Origin of the sequence: Janibacter terrae (genome assembly GCF_039636765.1) — a bacterium.
Classification (GTDB): Bacteria; Actinomycetota; Actinomycetes; order Actinomycetales; family Dermatophilaceae; genus Janibacter; species Janibacter terrae.
Window position 1 is genome coordinate 2,895,004 of sequence record NZ_CP144167.1, and the last position, 14,762, is coordinate 2,909,765.

The 14,762-nt window shown below is 72.6% G+C and carries 18 protein-coding genes and 1 other RNA gene; 7 read left to right on the forward strand and 12 right to left on the reverse strand.

Annotated features, from left to right (window positions below; genetic code table 11):
- Window positions 1-5: 5 nt before the first annotated feature.
- From V3C34_RS14440 to V3C34_RS14455, 4 genes are read left to right on the forward strand one after another with little or no spacing between them, the layout of a single operon-like run.
- Complete coding sequence (locus tag V3C34_RS14440) at window positions 6-1,124, forward strand: serine hydrolase domain-containing protein (protein ID WP_345914344.1); 1,119 nt, start codon at window positions 6-8, stop codon at window positions 1,122-1,124.
- 27 nt (window positions 1,125-1,151) lie between these two features.
- Entirely contained in the window at window positions 1,152-1,748 is a 597-nt protein-coding gene (locus V3C34_RS14445) for an isochorismatase family protein (protein ID WP_345914345.1), read from the forward strand.
- Window positions 1,745-2,587 carry a uroporphyrinogen-III synthase gene (locus tag V3C34_RS14450; RefSeq protein ID WP_345914346.1) on the forward strand — a complete coding sequence of 281 codons (843 nt, stop codon included), beginning with the start codon at window positions 1,745-1,747 and terminating at the stop codon, window positions 2,585-2,587. Before V3C34_RS14445 ends, V3C34_RS14450 begins: the two co-directional genes overlap by 4 nt.
- Window positions 2,588-2,597: 10 nt before the next feature.
- A complete protein-coding gene (locus tag V3C34_RS14455; RefSeq protein WP_338537811.1) occupies window positions 2,598-3,443 on the forward strand; it encodes a hypothetical protein in 846 nt (281 codons plus the stop codon).
- Between the two features lie 16 nt (window positions 3,444-3,459).
- Here V3C34_RS14455 and V3C34_RS14460 read toward each other — a convergent pair whose 3' ends face one another.
- The 3 genes from V3C34_RS14460 to hppD all read right to left on the reverse strand — a co-directional run bounded on the left by V3C34_RS14460 (window position 3,460) and on the right by hppD (window position 6,081).
- Complete coding sequence (locus tag V3C34_RS14460; protein ID WP_346007486.1) at window positions 3,460-4,299, reverse strand: RDD family protein; 840 nt, start codon at window positions 4,297-4,299, stop codon at window positions 3,460-3,462.
- A 12-nt stretch (window positions 4,300-4,311) separates the two neighbouring features.
- A complete protein-coding gene (locus V3C34_RS14465) occupies window positions 4,312-4,767 on the reverse strand; it encodes a DedA family protein (protein WP_082807408.1) in 456 nt (151 codons plus the stop codon).
- Window positions 4,768-4,860: 93 nt separating this feature from the next.
- On the reverse strand, window positions 4,861-6,081 hold the full coding sequence (hppD, locus tag V3C34_RS14470) for a 4-hydroxyphenylpyruvate dioxygenase (RefSeq protein WP_346007487.1): 1,221 nt from the start codon (window positions 6,079-6,081) through the stop codon (window positions 4,861-4,863).
- A 108-nt stretch (window positions 6,082-6,189) separates the two neighbouring features.
- On the opposite strand from hppD, the gene V3C34_RS14475 reads away from it, so the two are divergent.
- Entirely contained in the window at window positions 6,190-6,693 is a 504-nt protein-coding gene (locus V3C34_RS14475) for an Lrp/AsnC family transcriptional regulator (protein ID WP_346007488.1), read from the forward strand.
- A 10-nt stretch (window positions 6,694-6,703) separates the two neighbouring features.
- Here the strand turns inward: V3C34_RS14475 and V3C34_RS14480 are convergent, their stop codons facing one another.
- The 7 genes from V3C34_RS14480 to V3C34_RS14510 all read right to left on the reverse strand — a co-directional run bounded on the left by V3C34_RS14480 (window position 6,704) and on the right by V3C34_RS14510 (window position 13,002).
- Entirely contained in the window at window positions 6,704-7,021 is a 318-nt protein-coding gene (locus tag V3C34_RS14480; RefSeq protein ID WP_345914120.1) for a hypothetical protein, read from the reverse strand.
- Between the two features lie 66 nt (window positions 7,022-7,087).
- The gene (locus tag V3C34_RS14485) at window positions 7,088-8,848 is read right to left on the reverse strand and encodes a DEAD/DEAH box helicase (RefSeq protein WP_346007489.1); all 1,761 of its coding nucleotides are present in this window, start codon (window positions 8,846-8,848) and stop codon (window positions 7,088-7,090) included.
- 73 nt (window positions 8,849-8,921) lie between these two features.
- Window positions 8,922-9,716 carry a thioesterase family protein gene (locus V3C34_RS14490; RefSeq protein WP_068322301.1) on the reverse strand — a complete coding sequence of 265 codons (795 nt, stop codon included), beginning with the start codon at window positions 9,714-9,716 and terminating at the stop codon, window positions 8,922-8,924.
- Between the two features lie 8 nt (window positions 9,717-9,724).
- On the reverse strand, window positions 9,725-10,033 hold the full coding sequence (locus V3C34_RS14495) for a DUF3039 domain-containing protein (RefSeq protein ID WP_068322297.1): 309 nt from the start codon (window positions 10,031-10,033) through the stop codon (window positions 9,725-9,727).
- Between the two features lie 22 nt (window positions 10,034-10,055).
- A complete protein-coding gene (locus V3C34_RS14500) occupies window positions 10,056-10,613 on the reverse strand; it encodes a YqgE/AlgH family protein (protein ID WP_068322293.1) in 558 nt (185 codons plus the stop codon).
- Window positions 10,614-10,622: 9 nt separating this feature from the next.
- Complete coding sequence (locus V3C34_RS14505) at window positions 10,623-12,542, reverse strand: DEAD/DEAH box helicase (protein ID WP_346007490.1); 1,920 nt, start codon at window positions 12,540-12,542, stop codon at window positions 10,623-10,625.
- A gap of 88 nt (window positions 12,543-12,630) precedes the next feature.
- A complete protein-coding gene (locus V3C34_RS14510; RefSeq protein WP_255218228.1) occupies window positions 12,631-13,002 on the reverse strand; it encodes a VanZ family protein in 372 nt (123 codons plus the stop codon).
- Between the two features lie 61 nt (window positions 13,003-13,063).
- On the opposite strand from V3C34_RS14510, the gene trxA reads away from it, so the two are divergent.
- Both trxA and V3C34_RS14520 read left to right on the forward strand, forming a co-directional pair.
- On the forward strand, window positions 13,064-13,438 hold the full coding sequence (trxA, locus tag V3C34_RS14515; RefSeq protein ID WP_068322290.1) for a thioredoxin: 375 nt from the start codon (window positions 13,064-13,066) through the stop codon (window positions 13,436-13,438).
- A 98-nt stretch (window positions 13,439-13,536) separates the two neighbouring features.
- A complete protein-coding gene (locus tag V3C34_RS14520) occupies window positions 13,537-13,707 on the forward strand; it encodes a CsbD family protein (protein ID WP_068322285.1) in 171 nt (56 codons plus the stop codon).
- 84 nt (window positions 13,708-13,791) lie between these two features.
- On the opposite strand, the gene ssrA is transcribed toward V3C34_RS14520, so the two are convergent.
- Window positions 13,792-14,158: a transfer-messenger RNA gene (ssrA, locus tag V3C34_RS14525) on the reverse strand.
- Between the two features lie 79 nt (window positions 14,159-14,237).
- Complete coding sequence (smpB, locus tag V3C34_RS14530; protein WP_068322283.1) at window positions 14,238-14,714, reverse strand: SsrA-binding protein SmpB; 477 nt, start codon at window positions 14,712-14,714, stop codon at window positions 14,238-14,240.
- Between the last annotated feature and the right edge of the window lie 48 nt (window positions 14,715-14,762).

Genomic DNA, 14,762 nt, shown 5'->3' on the forward strand with positions numbered 1-14,762 from the left:
GGGGGATGACCTCGCTGGAGGACCTCGCCACCGACCTCGACCGCCTCGTCGCCGAGGGCCTGCTCGCCGGCTGGGTGGCCGGTCTGGCCGACGCCGACGACCAGACCGTCCTCACCGGTGGGCACCGGTCGCTCGGTGGTCCGCCGATGAGCGAGGACACGCAGTTCGCGCTGAGCTCCAGCACCAAGCCCTTCGCCGGGGTGCTCACGCTCCGGCTCGCGGAGATCGGGGTGCTCTCCCTAGACGACCCGGTCGCGCGCTGGCTGCCGGAGCTCGCGACACCGCGGGTGCTGTCCTCACCGGGAGCCGACCTGGACGACACCCGACCGGCGGACCGCGCCATCACCGTCGCGGACCTGCTCGGCATGGTCCCCGGCTTCGGCTGGGTCGCCGAGCCCGGCCCCCTCGCCGACGCCATCGCCGCCCAGCCGGAGATCGCCCCCGGCCCTTGGGGCCCGCCGCTGCCGCCCGACGAGTTCGTCGCCCGGATCGCCGCCCTGCCCCTCGCCGACCAGCCCGGGACCGCCTGGCGCTACCACACGAGCAGCGACGTCCTCTCCGTCCTGCTCGCGCGCGCGACCGACGAAAGCGTCGGGCACCTGCTGACCGAGCACGTCCTTGGGCCGCTCGGCCTCACCGACACCGCCTTCCACGGGGACGCGGACCGGATGGCCACGGCCTACGGGGCCCCCGGCCCGGACGAGCCCGGGCTCGCTCCCTTCCCCGTCCCGGCCGGTACCTACGTCGACGTCCCCGTCTTCGAGTCGCTCGCGGCCGGGCTCGTCTCGACCGTGCCCGACCAGCTGACCTTCCTCTCCTCCCTCGTCGGTTCCTCCCCCGCGGTCCTCTCCCCCGCGTCGCTCGGCGACCTGCGCACCGACCACCTCACGACGGAGCAGCGACGCACCGCGACCGGGTTCCTCCAGCCGGGCTGCGGCTGGGGCCGGCACGTCGAGATCCGCCCCGAGGGGTGGATCGGGTGGGCCGGCGGGCTGGGCACGATCGGCTACGCGGACCCGGCGACGGGCCGGGCCGCCTTCCTCGCCACGCAGGTCAGCTTCGACGCGGGCGGGACCTCTCGCGCCTTCGACCGGTTCTGGGGCCTCCTCGCCAGTGCCGGGTGACAACCGTCCGTGGCATCCTCTGTGGGCATGGGGAGAGCACTCGTCCTGGTCGACATCCAGCAAGACTTCTGCGAAGGCGGGAGCCTCGCCGTCGTCGGCGGCGCAGCCGTCGCCGCCCGCGCTGCCGAGCGCGTCCTGACCGATCCCGCGGCCCACGACCTCGGCCACCGCGAGTACGTCGCCGTCGTGGCCACCGCGGACTGGCACCTCGACCCCGGCGGGCACTGGGCGACGCAGGCCGAGCCCGACTTCGCGACGAGCTGGCCGGTGCACTGCGCGGCGGGGACCCCGGGAGCGGAGTTCCACCCGGCCCTCCAGCCCGCGCTGGAGCACGTCGCCGAGGTCTTCCGCAAGGGCCTGACCGAGGCCGCCTACAGCGGGTTCGAAGGCGTCGCTGCCGGGGACGGCCGCACCGACCTGACCACCTGGCTGCGACGGCGCGGCGTCACCGACCTCGACGTCGGCGGCATCGCGACCGACCACTGTGTGCGTGCGACGGTGCTCGACGCCCTCCGCGAGGGCTTCGGCGTCCGGCTGCTCACCGACACCATCGCGGGCGTCGCACCCGACACCACCGAGGCCGCGCTCGCCGAGATGACGGCCGCCGGGGCGACCCTCTCGTGAGCACCCCGCTGCCCGCGGTCATGGCCGGCCGCACCGTGCTCATCACCGCCGACCGGCGCAGCGAGGACCTCGCCGACGCCTTCATCCGCCGCGGGGCCACGATCCGCCACGCCGCGGCGATCTCGATCGTCCCGCACGCCGACGACGAGCGGCTCCTCGACGACACGCGCGCGCTCCTCGCCGACCCGCCCGAGGTCGTCGTCATCACCACCGGGCAGGGGTTGCGGGGGTGGATCGAGGCAGCCGAGGTCGCCGGCCTCGACGCGGACCTCCTCCGGGTGCTCGGCGGTGCCCGGATCCTCGCCCGCGGACCCAAGGCCAAGGGCGCGCTCATCGCGCAGGGGCTGGCCCCCGCATGGGTCGCCGAGTCGGAGACCGCCGCCGAGATCATCGAGCACCTCGCGGGCGAGGACCTCACCGGCACCCACGTGGCGGTCCAGCACCACGGCAACGGCTCGGACGGCATCGACGCCGCGCTCGCCGCGTCCGGGGCGCGGGTCTCCCCCTTCGTCGTCTACCGCTGGGGACCGGCGCCCGACCCCGCCGCCGTCACCGCCTCGGCACAGGCCGTCGCCGCCGGCGAGATCGACACGGTCGTCTTCACCTCCGCGGGGGCCGTCGAGGCGTGGTTCGCGGCCGCGGACGCCGTCGGCGCCACGGCGGAGATCGTGCGCCGCGCGGCGGACTCGGTGCTCTTCGCCGCGGTCGGCCCGGTGACCGCGGCACCGCTGCGGGCGAAGGGGGTCGAGCCGCTCGTCCCCGAGCGCAGCCGGATGGGGGCGCTCGTGCGCGCCGTCCTGCAGCACCGCTCGCCGGGGGCGGGGGCCGACGGCCGGTAGCGTGCCGACCATGCCGAGCAGCCCCGCGCACCGTGCGCTCTTCATCTCACTGGTCAACGACGCCGCGCTCTTCCCGCCGGCGGCGCTGCCGATGGCCGACGCCCTGCACCGCCACGCCACCCACCGCGCGGGCCGCGACGCCGACCTCGTCGGCCCCTTCCTCGTCGGCGTGCCCGCCGTGACCGACCTGCTGTCCGCCCTCGACGCCGGGGCCCCGGTCCCGCCGGGCATCGGCCTGGTCGCCCGCCCCGGCATCCCCGTCGAGGAGACGAAGGGAGCCATCCGCGCCCTGCGCGCGGACCCGCGCGTCCGGCTCGTCTCCCTGGACGCCGGCTGGTACCCGGGCTGGCGCGAGCTCGACCCCGGCGAGCTCCCGCTGCACCTCGAGGTCGGGCGTCGGGACCGCGACGCCGCGCTCGACGACATCGCCGCGGCCCACGACATCGCCGACGTCCGCGCCAAGTTCCGTACCGGGGCCACCACCACGTGGGCCTGGCCGGACGCCAAGGAGCTCACGGACGTCCTGCTCGGGACCGCCCGGCGGTACCTCCCCTTCGTCCTCACGGGCGGCCTGCACCACGTGGTGCGCGGTGAGCACACCGTCGACGGCACCAGCGAGCAGCAGCACGGGCTGCTCAACGTCCTGGTGGCGGTGCACGCCACGGCGGGTGGCGCCGATGCGCGGACGGTGCGCGACCTGCTCGAGGTGCGCGAGGCCGAGGCGCTCGCCGGGATCGTCGCGGGGTGGTCGAGCCCCGACGTGGCGGCGGTGCGCTCGGCCTTCGCCGGCTACGGGTGCTGCGACGTCACGGACCCGATCGGGGAGCTGACCGACCTCGGGCTGCTCGCCGGGTGACCGGCGCCGGCCGTCGTCAGCGCGGTGAGCGCTTGCCCACGACGACCTGGGTACCGGCGATCCTGTCGTGGAGCGCCTGACGGTTGCGGTCCCGCAGTGGCCACACGAGGTCGACCACGCCGATGAGCCCGAGCAGGTAGCCGAGCAGTGGCACGGTCTGGAAGACGCCGACCGTGAGGGGCAGCAGCACCCGCATGAAGGCGACACCCACGCCCATCGGGCCCGGCCGGTCCAGACGCCGCACGGAGATGCCGAGCACCATCTTGCCCGGGGTCGCGCCGCGGGCGGCGAGGAACCCGACGTGGTACAGCATCTGCACGAGCAGCATCAGCCCGAGCGCGATGTAGAAGTACTGCCAGTCGAACAGGCCCCACAGCTCGTCCGGGGACAGGTCGCGGACGGCGTCCTGGTTGCCGGAGACGGCCGCGTCCCACGCGAAGCCCCAGTAGTCGGCGACCCACAGCCACAGGGCCCAGCCGGCGACGACCAGGTTGATGATGGCGAGGATGAACCCGTCGAGGATGTACGCCGCGACCCGGACGCCGTAGCCGGCGAGCGGCTGGCCGTCGGTGGTCGTGGCCTCGGGGGTCGCAGCCGCCGCGTGGCCGTAGCGCGCCTGATCGTGGGGTGCCTGACCGTACGGCGGCTGGGCGCCGCCGGGCGGCGTCGGTCGACCGAAGACGTCGGTCCCCGGCTGTGCCGGTCCGGTCCCCGGCTGTGCCGGGTCCGTCACCGGCTGCGCCCAGCGGGTCTGCTTCGGGACCGTGCGATCGCTCCAGATGATCCCGTCGAAGTACCGCAACCGGGACTCGTCCTCCGGGTCGTCGTACCAGCCGGCGCGCTCGGGGGTGCTCATGCGCTCACGATCTCACGACGCCCGGACGCGCCGGTGCACCACCACCGCGAGCACGGCGGCGACGAGCACCACGGTCACGGTCGTCGCCCCGACGGGCGAGCGTGCGGCGGCCGCCAGCCACGCCTGCGCGGCCGCCAGGCCGACGCTCGCGTAGATCGCCGCCCACAGGAGCGCCCCAACGGTCACCGCCGGCAGGTAGCGGCGCAGCGGCATCCGCGTGACGCCCGCCGTCGCGTTGACCGCCGTCTGGATCCCGATCGTCAGGAAGCACAGCACGACCGCGACCGGGCCCCACCGGTTGACGAGGTCCTGCGCCCTCGTGACGCTCCGGGACGGCGGTGACGCTGATCCGCGCCAGCGCCGCGTGCCCGCCGCCGCGCCACGCCCGATCCAGTAGGTCGCGTTGGCCCGCAGCATCACGATGACGAAGAGCCCCCCGAAGGTGGGCAGGAAGTGCGACCAGGTCACGAGGCTCCTTGGTGAGGGTCACCTGAGTCTATCGACGCCCATGACGAAGGGGGGCGCCCCACCACCGGTGGACCGCCCCCCTTCGGCATCGACTCAGAGGTTGCCGCGCTTGTCCTGCTCCCGCTCGATCGACTCGAAGAGCGCCTTGAAGTTGCCCTTGCCGAACCCGAGCGACCCGTGCCGCTCGATGATCTCGAAGAAGACCGTCGGGCGGTCCCCGAGGGGCTTGGTGAAGATCTGCAGGAGGTAGCCGTCCTCGTCGCGGTCGACGAGGATCCCGCGCGCCTTGAGCTCCTCGATCGGGACGCGGACCTCGCCGATGCGGGCGCGCATCTCCGGGTCGTCGTAGTACGCGTCCGGGGTGTCGAGGAACTCGACGCCCTCCGTGCGCAGCTCGTCGACGGTCCGCAGGATGTCGTTCGTCGCCAGCGCGAGGTGCTGCGCGCCGGGACCGCGGTAGAAGTCGAGGTACTCGTCGATCTGGCTGCGCTTCTTGGCGATGGCCGGCTCGTTGAGGGGGAACTTCACCCGGTGGTTGCCGTTGGCCACGACCTTGGACATGAGCGCCGAGTACTCGGTCGCGATGTCGTCACCGATGAACTCCGCCATGTTCACGAAGCCCATGACCCGGTTGTAGAAGGCGACCCACTCGTCCATCTTGCCCAGCTCCACGTTGCCGACGATGTGGTCGAGCGCCTGGAAGAGCCGCTTGGGCGCACCGTCGCGCTTGACGAAGGTGGACTCCTTGGCGACGTACCCCGGCAGGTAGACGCCGCCGTAGGTCCGGCCGTCGACGGTCCGCTGCACGAGGGAGTGGATCGTCTCGCCGTAGGTCGCGATCTCGGCGATGCGGACGGTGCCGTGCTCGTCGGAGACGTCCTCCGGCTCGCGGACCACCCTGGCCCCGGCGGCCTTGGCCTGCGCGACGCACTTGTCGACGTCGGGGACCTCGAGCGAGATGTCGACGACCCCGTCGCCGTGGGCGGTGTGGTGCGCGACGAGGGGACTGTCGGGGCTGACGGCGCCCTTGACGACGAAGCGGATCGAGCCGGACCTCAGGACGAAGGCCTTGTGGTCCCGGTTGCCGTGCTCCGGCCCCGAGTAGCCGACCAGCTCCATGCCCCACGCGGACTGGTAGTAGTGCGCGGTCTGCGTCGCGTTGCCGACGACGAAGACGATCGCGTCCCACCCCGTCACCGGGAAGGGGTCGGTGCTCTCGTCGTACTCGACGAGCCCGACGAGCTGCTTGAGCTGGGCGAGGTCGAGCTGGGCCTCGCGCTCCTGCCTGGTGAGTTCAACAACGGTGTCGGACATGCGCCCAGCGTGGCGGGGGCTCACGGGCGTGGGCAAGAGGACCAACGGCCCCTGCGCACCCTGCACAATCTGTTGCCGGGCCACCGGGTCGAGGGCGACAATGTGCCCATGACGACGCTACGGTCCCGACGCCCGGTCATCGACGACCTCGACGCCCGCCTCATCGCGCTCTTCTCCGAGCGTCCGTCGATCGGTGTCCTCGGCGCCTCCCGGGAGCTCGGCGTGGCCCGGGGGACGGTGCAGGCGCGCCTCGACCGGCTGCAGACGAAGGGGGTCATCCGCAGCTTCGCGCCGACGGTCGACCCGGCGGCGCTCGGGTACCCGGTCACGGCGCTGTGCACCCTCGAGATCCGTCAGCGCCTCGGCCACCAGGCCGTCGTCGACCACCTGACCGCGATCCCCGAGGTGCTCGAGATCCACAGCACGACCGGCGTCGGCGACCTCATCATCCGCATCGTCGCCACCGACAACGCCGACCTCGGCCGGGTCATCGACGACATCATCGACGACGTCCACGTCGTGCGCGCGAGCACCTCGATCTGCCTGGTGACCCACCTGGAGATGCGTACCGACGCGCTCGTGCAGGCCGCCGCCGGGCCGCGCACCCCCTGAGGCCGCAGGGTCAGAAGGAGAGCAGGCTCAGCAGGACGCCGCCGACCATGAGGACGGCTGGAGCGACGAGCGGCACGGTCGGCGTCAGGTCGACGCTGGCCCCGGGTGGCGAGCGGCGCACCTGTCGGATCATGACCACCCACGCCAGGACCCACCCGACACCCGTGATGACCGCACCCGCCAGCATCGGCCAGATCACCCGGGGCCCCATGACGGCCATCGCCCCGAACATCAGGGGGCCGAGCCAGAAGATGCACATGCCGATGACGAAGGCGAACCCCCTGTGGTCATCGGACCAGGCACTGCGCCCGACGTCTTTGATCCTCATCAGGTCACGCAGACAGTGCGTTGTTGGTCAGAGGGCCACCCGGATGGACCGGGAGCGAGTTGTCCATCACTTCCGCCCGACGAACCAGCGCCGGATCCGCTCGATCCGCTCGGTGACCTGCTCGCTCGTGGCCTGCGCGAGCTCCGGTCCGCCGCACGCGCGGCGCAGGTCCATGTGGATGTTGGCGTGCGGGGAGCCGGTCTTCGTCGCGTACGCCGCGACGAGCTTGTTGAGCTCCTTGCGCTGGGCGGCCAGTGCCCGGTGGGCGGCCATGGGCGCGTCGTCGTCCTGGCGGGTGCGGCCGGTCCGCCTGGACTGCTTCGTCTGCCGCTCGCTGAGCAGGGCGTGCACCTGGTCGGGCTCGAGCAGCCCCGGCAGGCCGAGGTAGTCCTGCTCGTCCTCCGAGCCGACCTCGGCGTGCAGCCCGAACTGCTGCTTGTCGTAGAGCACGTGGTCGAAGTGGGCGTCGGACTCGAGCGCCTCGAAGGACCCGAGCAGGTCATCACTCGTCCCCTCCTCGCGGTTGGCCGCCGCGAGCATGCCCTCCTCCTCGGACCACAGGGGCGCCTCGTCCTCGCTGGCGTCGGGCCGGTCGAGGGCGTGGTCGCGCTGCTCCTCCAGGGCACCGGCGTGGGCGAGGACCACCGGCACGCTGGGCAGGAAGACGCACGCGGTCTCGCCGCGGCCGCGGGCGCGCACGAAGCGCCCGACGGCCTGCGCGAAGAACAGCGGGGTCGACGTCGACGTCGCGTAGACGCCGACGCAGAGTCGGGGCACGTCCACCCCTTCGCTCACCATGCGCACGGCGACGAGCCAGCGCGAGGTGCTCGCGGAGAAGTCCTCGATTCGCTGCGATGCACCGTTGTCGTCGGACAGGACGACCGTCGGCTTCTCCCCCGTCAGCTCGGTGAGGATGCGCGCGTAGGCGCGGGCCTGCGTCTGGTTGGTGGCGATGACCATCGCCCCCGCGTCCGGCACCCCGCGACGGACCTCGGTGAGTCGCTTGTCCGCGGCCGCGAGGACCGAGGGGATCCACTCCCCCTTCGGGTCGAGCGCGGTGCGCCAGGCCTGGGCGACGAGGTCCTTGGTCATCGGCTCGCCGAGCCGCGCGGCCACCTCGTCACCGGCGCGGGTGCGCCAGCGCATCGCGCCGCCGTAGGCCATGAAGAGCACCGGCCGCACGACCCCGTCGCGCAGCGCCTCGGCGTACCCGTAGGTGTAGTCGCTGCTCGAGCGCAGGATCCCGTCGTCGCCGTACTCGTACCCGACGAAGGGGATGGGGTTGGTGTCGGAGCGGAAGGGCGTGCCCGTGAGGGAGAGTCGACGGGTCGCCGGCTCGAAGGCCTGGCGGATGCCGTCGCCCCAGGACTTGTTGTCCCCGCCGTGGTGGATCTCGTCGAGGATGACGAGGGTGCGCTCGGCCCGGGTGCGCTGCTCGTGGACCGAGGGGCGCGAGGCCACCTGCGCGTAGGTGACCGCCACCCCGTCGTAGTCGCTCGAGGTGACGGCCGTGGTGTTGGAGAACCTCGGGTCGAGGTGGATCCCGACGCGGGCCGCCGCGTCGGCCCACTGCGTCTTGAGGTGCTCGGTCGGCGCCACGACGGTGATGTTGGTGACCTCACCCGTGGACAGCAGCTCGGCGGCGACCCGCAGGGCGAAGGTCGTCTTGCCGGCGCCGGGGGTGGCGACCGCGAGGAAGTCGGTGCGGCCCGAGTCGAGGTAGAGCTGCAGCGCCTCGGCCTGCCAGGCGCGCAGGGCGCCGGCGGTGCCCCACGCGGCCCGTCTCGGGAAGGCGGGTGACAGGTGGGAAGCAGCAGACTGACTCATCGCGGGACCACTGTAGATCGCCGCGCCGACAGGACCGAAAACCGGTGGCGCATGGGACCGGCGAGGGGCCTGTTCACGCCCTCGCGTCCATCGCGACCATGGTCTGCACGCCCGTGCCGAGGTCGCCGAGCCGGTCGGACAGGGTCGTGTGCACCGTGCCGCCGTGACCGGGGGTCGCGAGCGCCTGGGAGCTCAGACGCACCCACTCCCCCTCGGGGTCCCGGTCGAGCGCCACGTGCAGGTCGCAGTTGATGTACGTGTGCCGGCGCGGGTCGAGCGTCATCGTGATGCCACCACCGGAGTCCGCGAGGACGAGCGCACGCTCCCACGGTGTCGGCTCCTCGTCGGGCAGCAGCGGGATGAGCTGGCGCCCCCACGCGACGGCCGTGCCGCCGGTGCCGACTCCCCCTTCGACGGTGCGCCACTCGATCGCGCTGACGTAGCCGTCCAGGTGCATGCCCGGGATCTCGAGCCGCCCGTCCCCCGCACCCTCCGGCACCGGGTCGGGACCGCCGGTGCGCCGGCCCTGCAGCCGAGGGAAGTCCTCGGGGGCGCGCACGATGCGCCAGGCCCTGGCGACCGCCACCGGGCGGCCGGCGACACCGGCGCTCGCCTCGAGCAGCTGCATCGACCGCCCGCTTCGCAGGACCCGGACGTCGATGGCCAGCGGAGCCACGGGGATCGGCCCGAGGATGTCCAGGCGCACGTCGGCCAGGCGCGTGCCGGGCTGCGGATCGTGCCGCTCCATCGCCCTCGCGAGCAGGGCCGCCGGCGGACCGGCGTGCTGGGCATGCGGGGTCCATGGGCCGGCCGTGGCGGGAAGGGAGTCGAAGGTCGCGTCGTCGAGCTGCCGGTAGAAGGCCTCCACCGTGGGGATCAGTCCTCCCCGTCCTGCGGGTCGCGCAGACCGTCGTAGATCTCCTTGCAGATCGGGCAGACGGGGAACTTCTCCGGGTCGCGCCCGGGCACCCAGGTCTTGCCGCAGAGGGCCTTGACCGGCTCGCCGGACAGCGCGCTCTCGAGGATCTTCTCCTTGCGCACGTAGTGGCTGAAGCGCTCGTGGTCGCCGGGCTCGGCCAGCTGCGGGGTCGGCTCGGTGCGCTCGAGCAGCGAGGTCGACGTCGACGGGCCACCGGGTTCGGTGACCGGGGAGCCGGGCTGGGTGGGGTCGGCAGGCGTGCTCATGCCACCCATCCTAGATCGGGCCCTAGTTCAGGTCCGGGTCCACCGGGTAGGTCGAGACGAAGGCGAGCGACCCGGCCTGCCGACGCAGGACGCGTCGCCAGAGGGTGCCCGGGTCGCCGTCGAAGACGTCACCGATCTCGGCGTCGACGACGTACCAGCCGCCACGCGCCCGCTCGTCGGCCAGCTGGTCGGCGCTCCACCCGGAGTACCCGGCGAAGATGCGCAGCGCGCTCACCTGCGGCCAGATGATCTCCTGCGGGGAGTCCAGGTCGACGAGCGAGATCGCCCCGAAGAGGCGCTTGAGCCCCGGCGGCGGCTCGACGTCGCCGGGCAGCCCGGCCAGGCCGATGGCCGAGTCGAGCTGGACAGGCCCACCCTGGAAGACGCGCTGCGGCTGGCTGGAGCCGGCCTGCCAGCCGGGCAGCACGTGGTCCACGGGGGTGTCGAGCGGTCGGTTGAGGATGAGGCCCTCGGCGGTCTGCTCGTCGTGCTGGAGCACGAGGATGACGCTGCGGGCGAAGAGATCGTCCGTCAGGTCGGGGGTCGCCACGAGCAGGCGGCCGGCGAGCGAGGTCTCCATGCGCTCAGGTTAGTCCCGGGGGCGTCCGCGGTACCCGCCCTGACGACCGCCGCGGCCACCATCACGGTGGTCCCGCGCGCCGCGCGGCCCGCGGGTGCCGGAGTGACGACGCGCCGGGCGCGGGTCGACGAGCTTGCGGAAGTCCGCGTCGGAGATCGGCACCCCGCTCGGCTCGACGGCACCGACGTCGGAGAGGACCTCGTGGTCGAGCTCGGTCCTCACCGGGCGCGCCTCGAGACCAGCCTCCGCGGCCATGCGCGTGACCTCCTTGCGCTGGTGCGGGAGGACGAGCGTCACGACGCTGCCCTTCTCGCCCGCGCGGGCGGTACGACCGGCGCGGTGGAGGTAGTCCTTGTGGTCACCCGGGGGGTCCACCTGCATGACGAGCGAGACGTCGTCGACGTGGATGCCGCGGGCGGCGACGTCAGTGGCGACGAGGACCGGCAGCGAGCCGGTGCGGAAGGCACCGATCGTCTTGTTGCGCTGCGACTGGCTGAGGCCACCGTGCAGCGGGGCCGCGGCGACGCCGGCCTCCCGCAGCTCGCCGGCGATCCGCTCGCAGCCGAGCTTGGTCCGCGCGAAGACGACGGTACGACCGGGACGCGAGGCGATCCGCGCGGTGATCTGCTTCTTGATGTTGGGCTCGATGAGCATGAGGTGGTGCTCCATCGTCGAGACGCTCGCGGAGGCCTCGTCGGTGCTGTGCGTCACCGGGTCGCTCATGTAGGCCGCGACGAGGTCGCCGACGCCGCGGTCGAGCGTCGCGGAGAAGAGCAACCGCTGGCCACCGGGACGGCAGTCGTCGAGGATCCGCGTGACCGAGGGCAGGAAGCCCATGTCGGCCATGTGGTCGGCCTCGTCGAGGACGGCCACCTCGACCTCGTCGAGCGTCAGCGCGCCGCGGTCGAGCAGGTCGACGAGGCGACCCGGGGTCGCGACGAGCACGTCGACGCCCTTGTCGAGCGCCGCGGTCTGGCCGGTGTAGGACAGGCCGCCGGCGACGAGCTTGATCCGCAGGCCGCTGACGTGGACGAGCGGCTCGAGGGAGTCGCTCACCTGCATGGCCAGCTCACGGGTCGGGACGAGGACGAGACCGCGGGGCTTGCGGCTGCGGGCGCGGCCGCCGGCCAGACGGGCGAGCATCGGCAGGCCGAAGGCCAGCGTCTTGCCGGAGCCGGTCTGGCCGCGGCCGAGCACGTCCTTGCCCGCGAGGGCGTCCGGGATCGCGGCGGCCTGGATGGCGAAGGGGGTGGTGATGGCGTCGCGCGCGAGTCGCTCCACGAGCACCTCGGGCACGCCGAGCGCGGCGAAGCCGTTGTCCTCGGCCACGTCGACGGGTCCGCTCAGCGAGGTGCGGGCGGAGGAGGTCCAGGTGTCGGCCTCCTGGCGCAGGGCCTCGGGGTCCTCGGTGCGCTCGAAGCGGTCCGCTCGGTCGGGACGCTCGAAGCGGGGGGCGGCGCCGCGGCGGTTGTGCTCGCGCTCGAAGCGGGGTGCGGGACCGCGCCGACGGTCGTCGTTGTCGCGGTGGCCGCGCGACGGGCGGCCACCCGTCTGCTCGCGGTCGAAACGCGGGGCGGGGCCGCGCCGGCGGTCCTCGCGGCGCTCGAAGCCGCGGTCGTCCCGGTCGTCGCGGCGCTGGAAACCGCCACCACGACGGTCGTCCCGGTCGTCACGGCGCTGGAAACCGCCGCGGTCCTCGCGACGCTCCCACGTCCGCTGGCCGCGGTCCTCGGTGCCGTCGCGGCGCACGCGCTTGGGCCGGTCGCCGGAGGAGGACTCGTCGCGGTCGCGCCAGCGCTCCTTGGCGCGGGGCGCGTCGGCCGGCGCCTGGCCGCGGTGGTGGGGCTTCTTGGGTCCCTTGACGGGAGCGTTCTTCTTCGCCGAGCTCTTCTGCGCGGTGGTCCAGCGGGGCTTCTTCTTCGGGGGCACGTCAGTGCTCTCAATCTCTTGGTGAATGGGCAAACCCGCACACGTGGGGCGCGGGCGACACCAGAGTCGAAAGCGATCGTGCGAGTTACTAGGAGCGGCGACGACGCGGTCGCCGAATCACCAATGGTACCGCTATTGCTGCGAGGCCGACACCGACGAGGTCGGCGAGGACGTCCCACGGGTCACCGGAGCGGTGCGCGAGGACCGCGTGCTGCATGACCTCGCTCACAGGTGCGTGCACGGCGCACAGCAGGGCCGCGGCGGGCCACCGTCTGCGGCGGGCCAGACCGGCGACGAGCACGGGCAGCCCGAAGACGAAGGCGTGGACCACCTTGTCCCCGTGGGGAACCGGCGACGGCGGCCCCGGCACCTGCGGCGCGTAGAGGACCACGAGCTGGAGGAGGACGACGAGCGCGAACGCCACCCGGAGGAGCCGACGGCGGGTCTGCGGTACGGGCACCGGGCCAGCACAGCACACCACCCCGAAGCACCCGCGCCCAGGTCGGCCTACAGTTGATGTCATGAGCAAGATCACCGACCTCGATCTCGAGACCTTCCGCTCCACCGTCACCGGCGACGGCACGGTCGTCGTGGACTTCTGGGCGTCGTGGTGCGGCCCGTGCCGTCAGTTCGCCCCGGTCTTCGAGGCCGCCGCGGACGACCGCGAGGACATCACCTTCGCCAAGGTCGACATCGACGACAACCCGGAGCTGGCCTCCCTCGCCAATGTCTCCTCGGTCCCGACCCTGATGGCCTTCCGCGACGGCATCCTGCTGCACCAGAGCGCCGGCGCCCTGCCCAAGGCCCAGTTCGAGCAGCTGCTCGACGCCGTCCAGGACGTCGACATGGACGAGGTCAAGGCCCAGGTCGCGGCCCGTGAGGGCTCCGCGGGCTGACCCTCCCCACCGCGTCGACCCGTCCTCCGCGAGGAGCACTGGCGCGTCGGCGCGACCTGTGGTGAGGTGGAGAGACCAACCACGACCAGGAGGACTCCATGGGTATCGACGACAAGATCGAGAACACCAAGGACCAGCTCGCGGGCAAGGCCAAGGGCGCCGCTGGCGACGCCACCGACGACGAGGACCTGCAGGCCGAGGGCCAGGCCCAGGAGACCAAGGGCGACCTCAAGGCCGCCGGCGAGAAGGTCAAGGACGCCTTCAAGTGAGGCGCTGAACCCCACGCACATGACGAAGGGCGGGACCGCGATGGTCCCGCCCTTCGTCGTGCGTGCTGCGTGACGTGCCCCAGGTGGTGGAGGTGGCGGGAATCGAACCCGCGTCCACTGGCAGACAATCAGGACTTCTCCGGGTGCAGTGCGCTATGGATTTTCTCGGCCCCGGGGCTCGCGCGCACACGTTCCCCGACAGGCCCAGTCACGTAAGAGTCCCGCAGTACCCCGTGACATGGCACTGCAGCAAGATCTCTAGCTGACGCTGGGATCTAGGCCGAGATCAAGCCTAGGCCAACGGACTTCGGGCTCGCTCAGGCAGCGAGGGCGAAGTCGGTGCGCTTGGAGTTGGCACCTATGGGTTTTGCACGGGGCGTTGACGAGATGACCGTGCATCCTCGACCCGCTTCTCCTGAAGGACCGGCCAATGTCGAAACCGATCACCCCCATGGGAGGGACACGTCACGCTGTTCAGTTGTGCTCTCTCAGTATCCCCTCAACGACGCGAGAGGCCAAACGCATTCCCGTCAGTCGCGTCCGCGACCGAAGACGGCCCGGTCGGTCTCCCGCCGGTCCTGCCGCTCGCGCAGCGCGTGCCGCTTGTCGTAGGCCTTCTTGCCGGTGGCGGTCGCGATCTCGACCTTGACCCGGCCGTTCTTGAAGTACAGGGACAGTGGGACGATCGTGCGCCCGCTCCCCTGCACCTTCGCGGCGATCTTGTCGAGCTCGGCGCGGTGGAGCAGCAGCTTGCGCCGGCGGCGCGGGGTGTGGTTGGTCCAGGTGCCCTGCACGTACTCCGGGATGTGCACGCCCTCGAGGTAGAGCTCGTCCCCGTAGAAGATGGCGTACCCGTCGACCAGGCTGGCGCGGCCCATGCGCAGCGCCTTGACCTCCGTGCCCATGAGCGCGAGGCCGGCCTCGTACGTGTCCTCGATGAGGTAGTCGTGGCGGGCCTTGCGGTTGCGCGCGACGACGAGCTCGCCCTGGGCGGTCTTCTTGGCCATGGTGGTCCCCCCTTCGCAGGTCCGGTTGGTGACGGGCCACCGTACCCC

What these genes read in the sequence shown, in the direction of transcription:
- V3C34_RS14440 (WP_345914344.1), top strand. Translation starts at nt 6, where the DNA reads ATGACCTCGCTGGAGGACCTCGCCACCGACCTCGACCGCCTCGTCGCC.
- V3C34_RS14445 (WP_345914345.1), top strand. Translation starts at nt 1,152, where the DNA reads ATGGGGAGAGCACTCGTCCTGGTCGACATCCAGCAAGACTTCTGCGAA.
- V3C34_RS14455 (WP_338537811.1), top strand. Translation starts at nt 2,598, where the DNA reads ATGCCGAGCAGCCCCGCGCACCGTGCGCTCTTCATCTCACTGGTCAAC.
- V3C34_RS14460 (WP_346007486.1), bottom strand. Translation starts at nt 4,299, where the DNA reads ATGAGCACCCCCGAGCGCGCCGGCTGGTACGACGACCCGGAGGACGAG.
- hppD (WP_346007487.1), bottom strand. Translation starts at nt 6,081, where the DNA reads ATGTCCGACACCGTTGTTGAACTCACCAGGCAGGAGCGCGAGGCCCAG.
- V3C34_RS14475 (WP_346007488.1), top strand. Translation starts at nt 6,190, where the DNA reads ATGACGACGCTACGGTCCCGACGCCCGGTCATCGACGACCTCGACGCC.
- V3C34_RS14480 (WP_345914120.1), bottom strand. Translation starts at nt 7,021, where the DNA reads ATGAGGATCAAAGACGTCGGGCGCAGTGCCTGGTCCGATGACCACAGG.
- V3C34_RS14485 (WP_346007489.1), bottom strand. Translation starts at nt 8,848, where the DNA reads ATGAGTCAGTCTGCTGCTTCCCACCTGTCACCCGCCTTCCCGAGACGG.
- V3C34_RS14495 (WP_068322297.1), bottom strand. Translation starts at nt 10,033, where the DNA reads ATGAGCACGCCTGCCGACCCCACCCAGCCCGGCTCCCCGGTCACCGAA.
- V3C34_RS14500 (WP_068322293.1), bottom strand. Translation starts at nt 10,613, where the DNA reads ATGGAGACCTCGCTCGCCGGCCGCCTGCTCGTGGCGACCCCCGACCTG.
- trxA (WP_068322290.1), top strand. Translation starts at nt 13,064, where the DNA reads ATGAGCAAGATCACCGACCTCGATCTCGAGACCTTCCGCTCCACCGTC.
- V3C34_RS14520 (WP_068322285.1), top strand. Translation starts at nt 13,537, where the DNA reads ATGGGTATCGACGACAAGATCGAGAACACCAAGGACCAGCTCGCGGGC.
- smpB (WP_068322283.1), bottom strand. Translation starts at nt 14,714, where the DNA reads ATGGCCAAGAAGACCGCCCAGGGCGAGCTCGTCGTCGCGCGCAACCGC.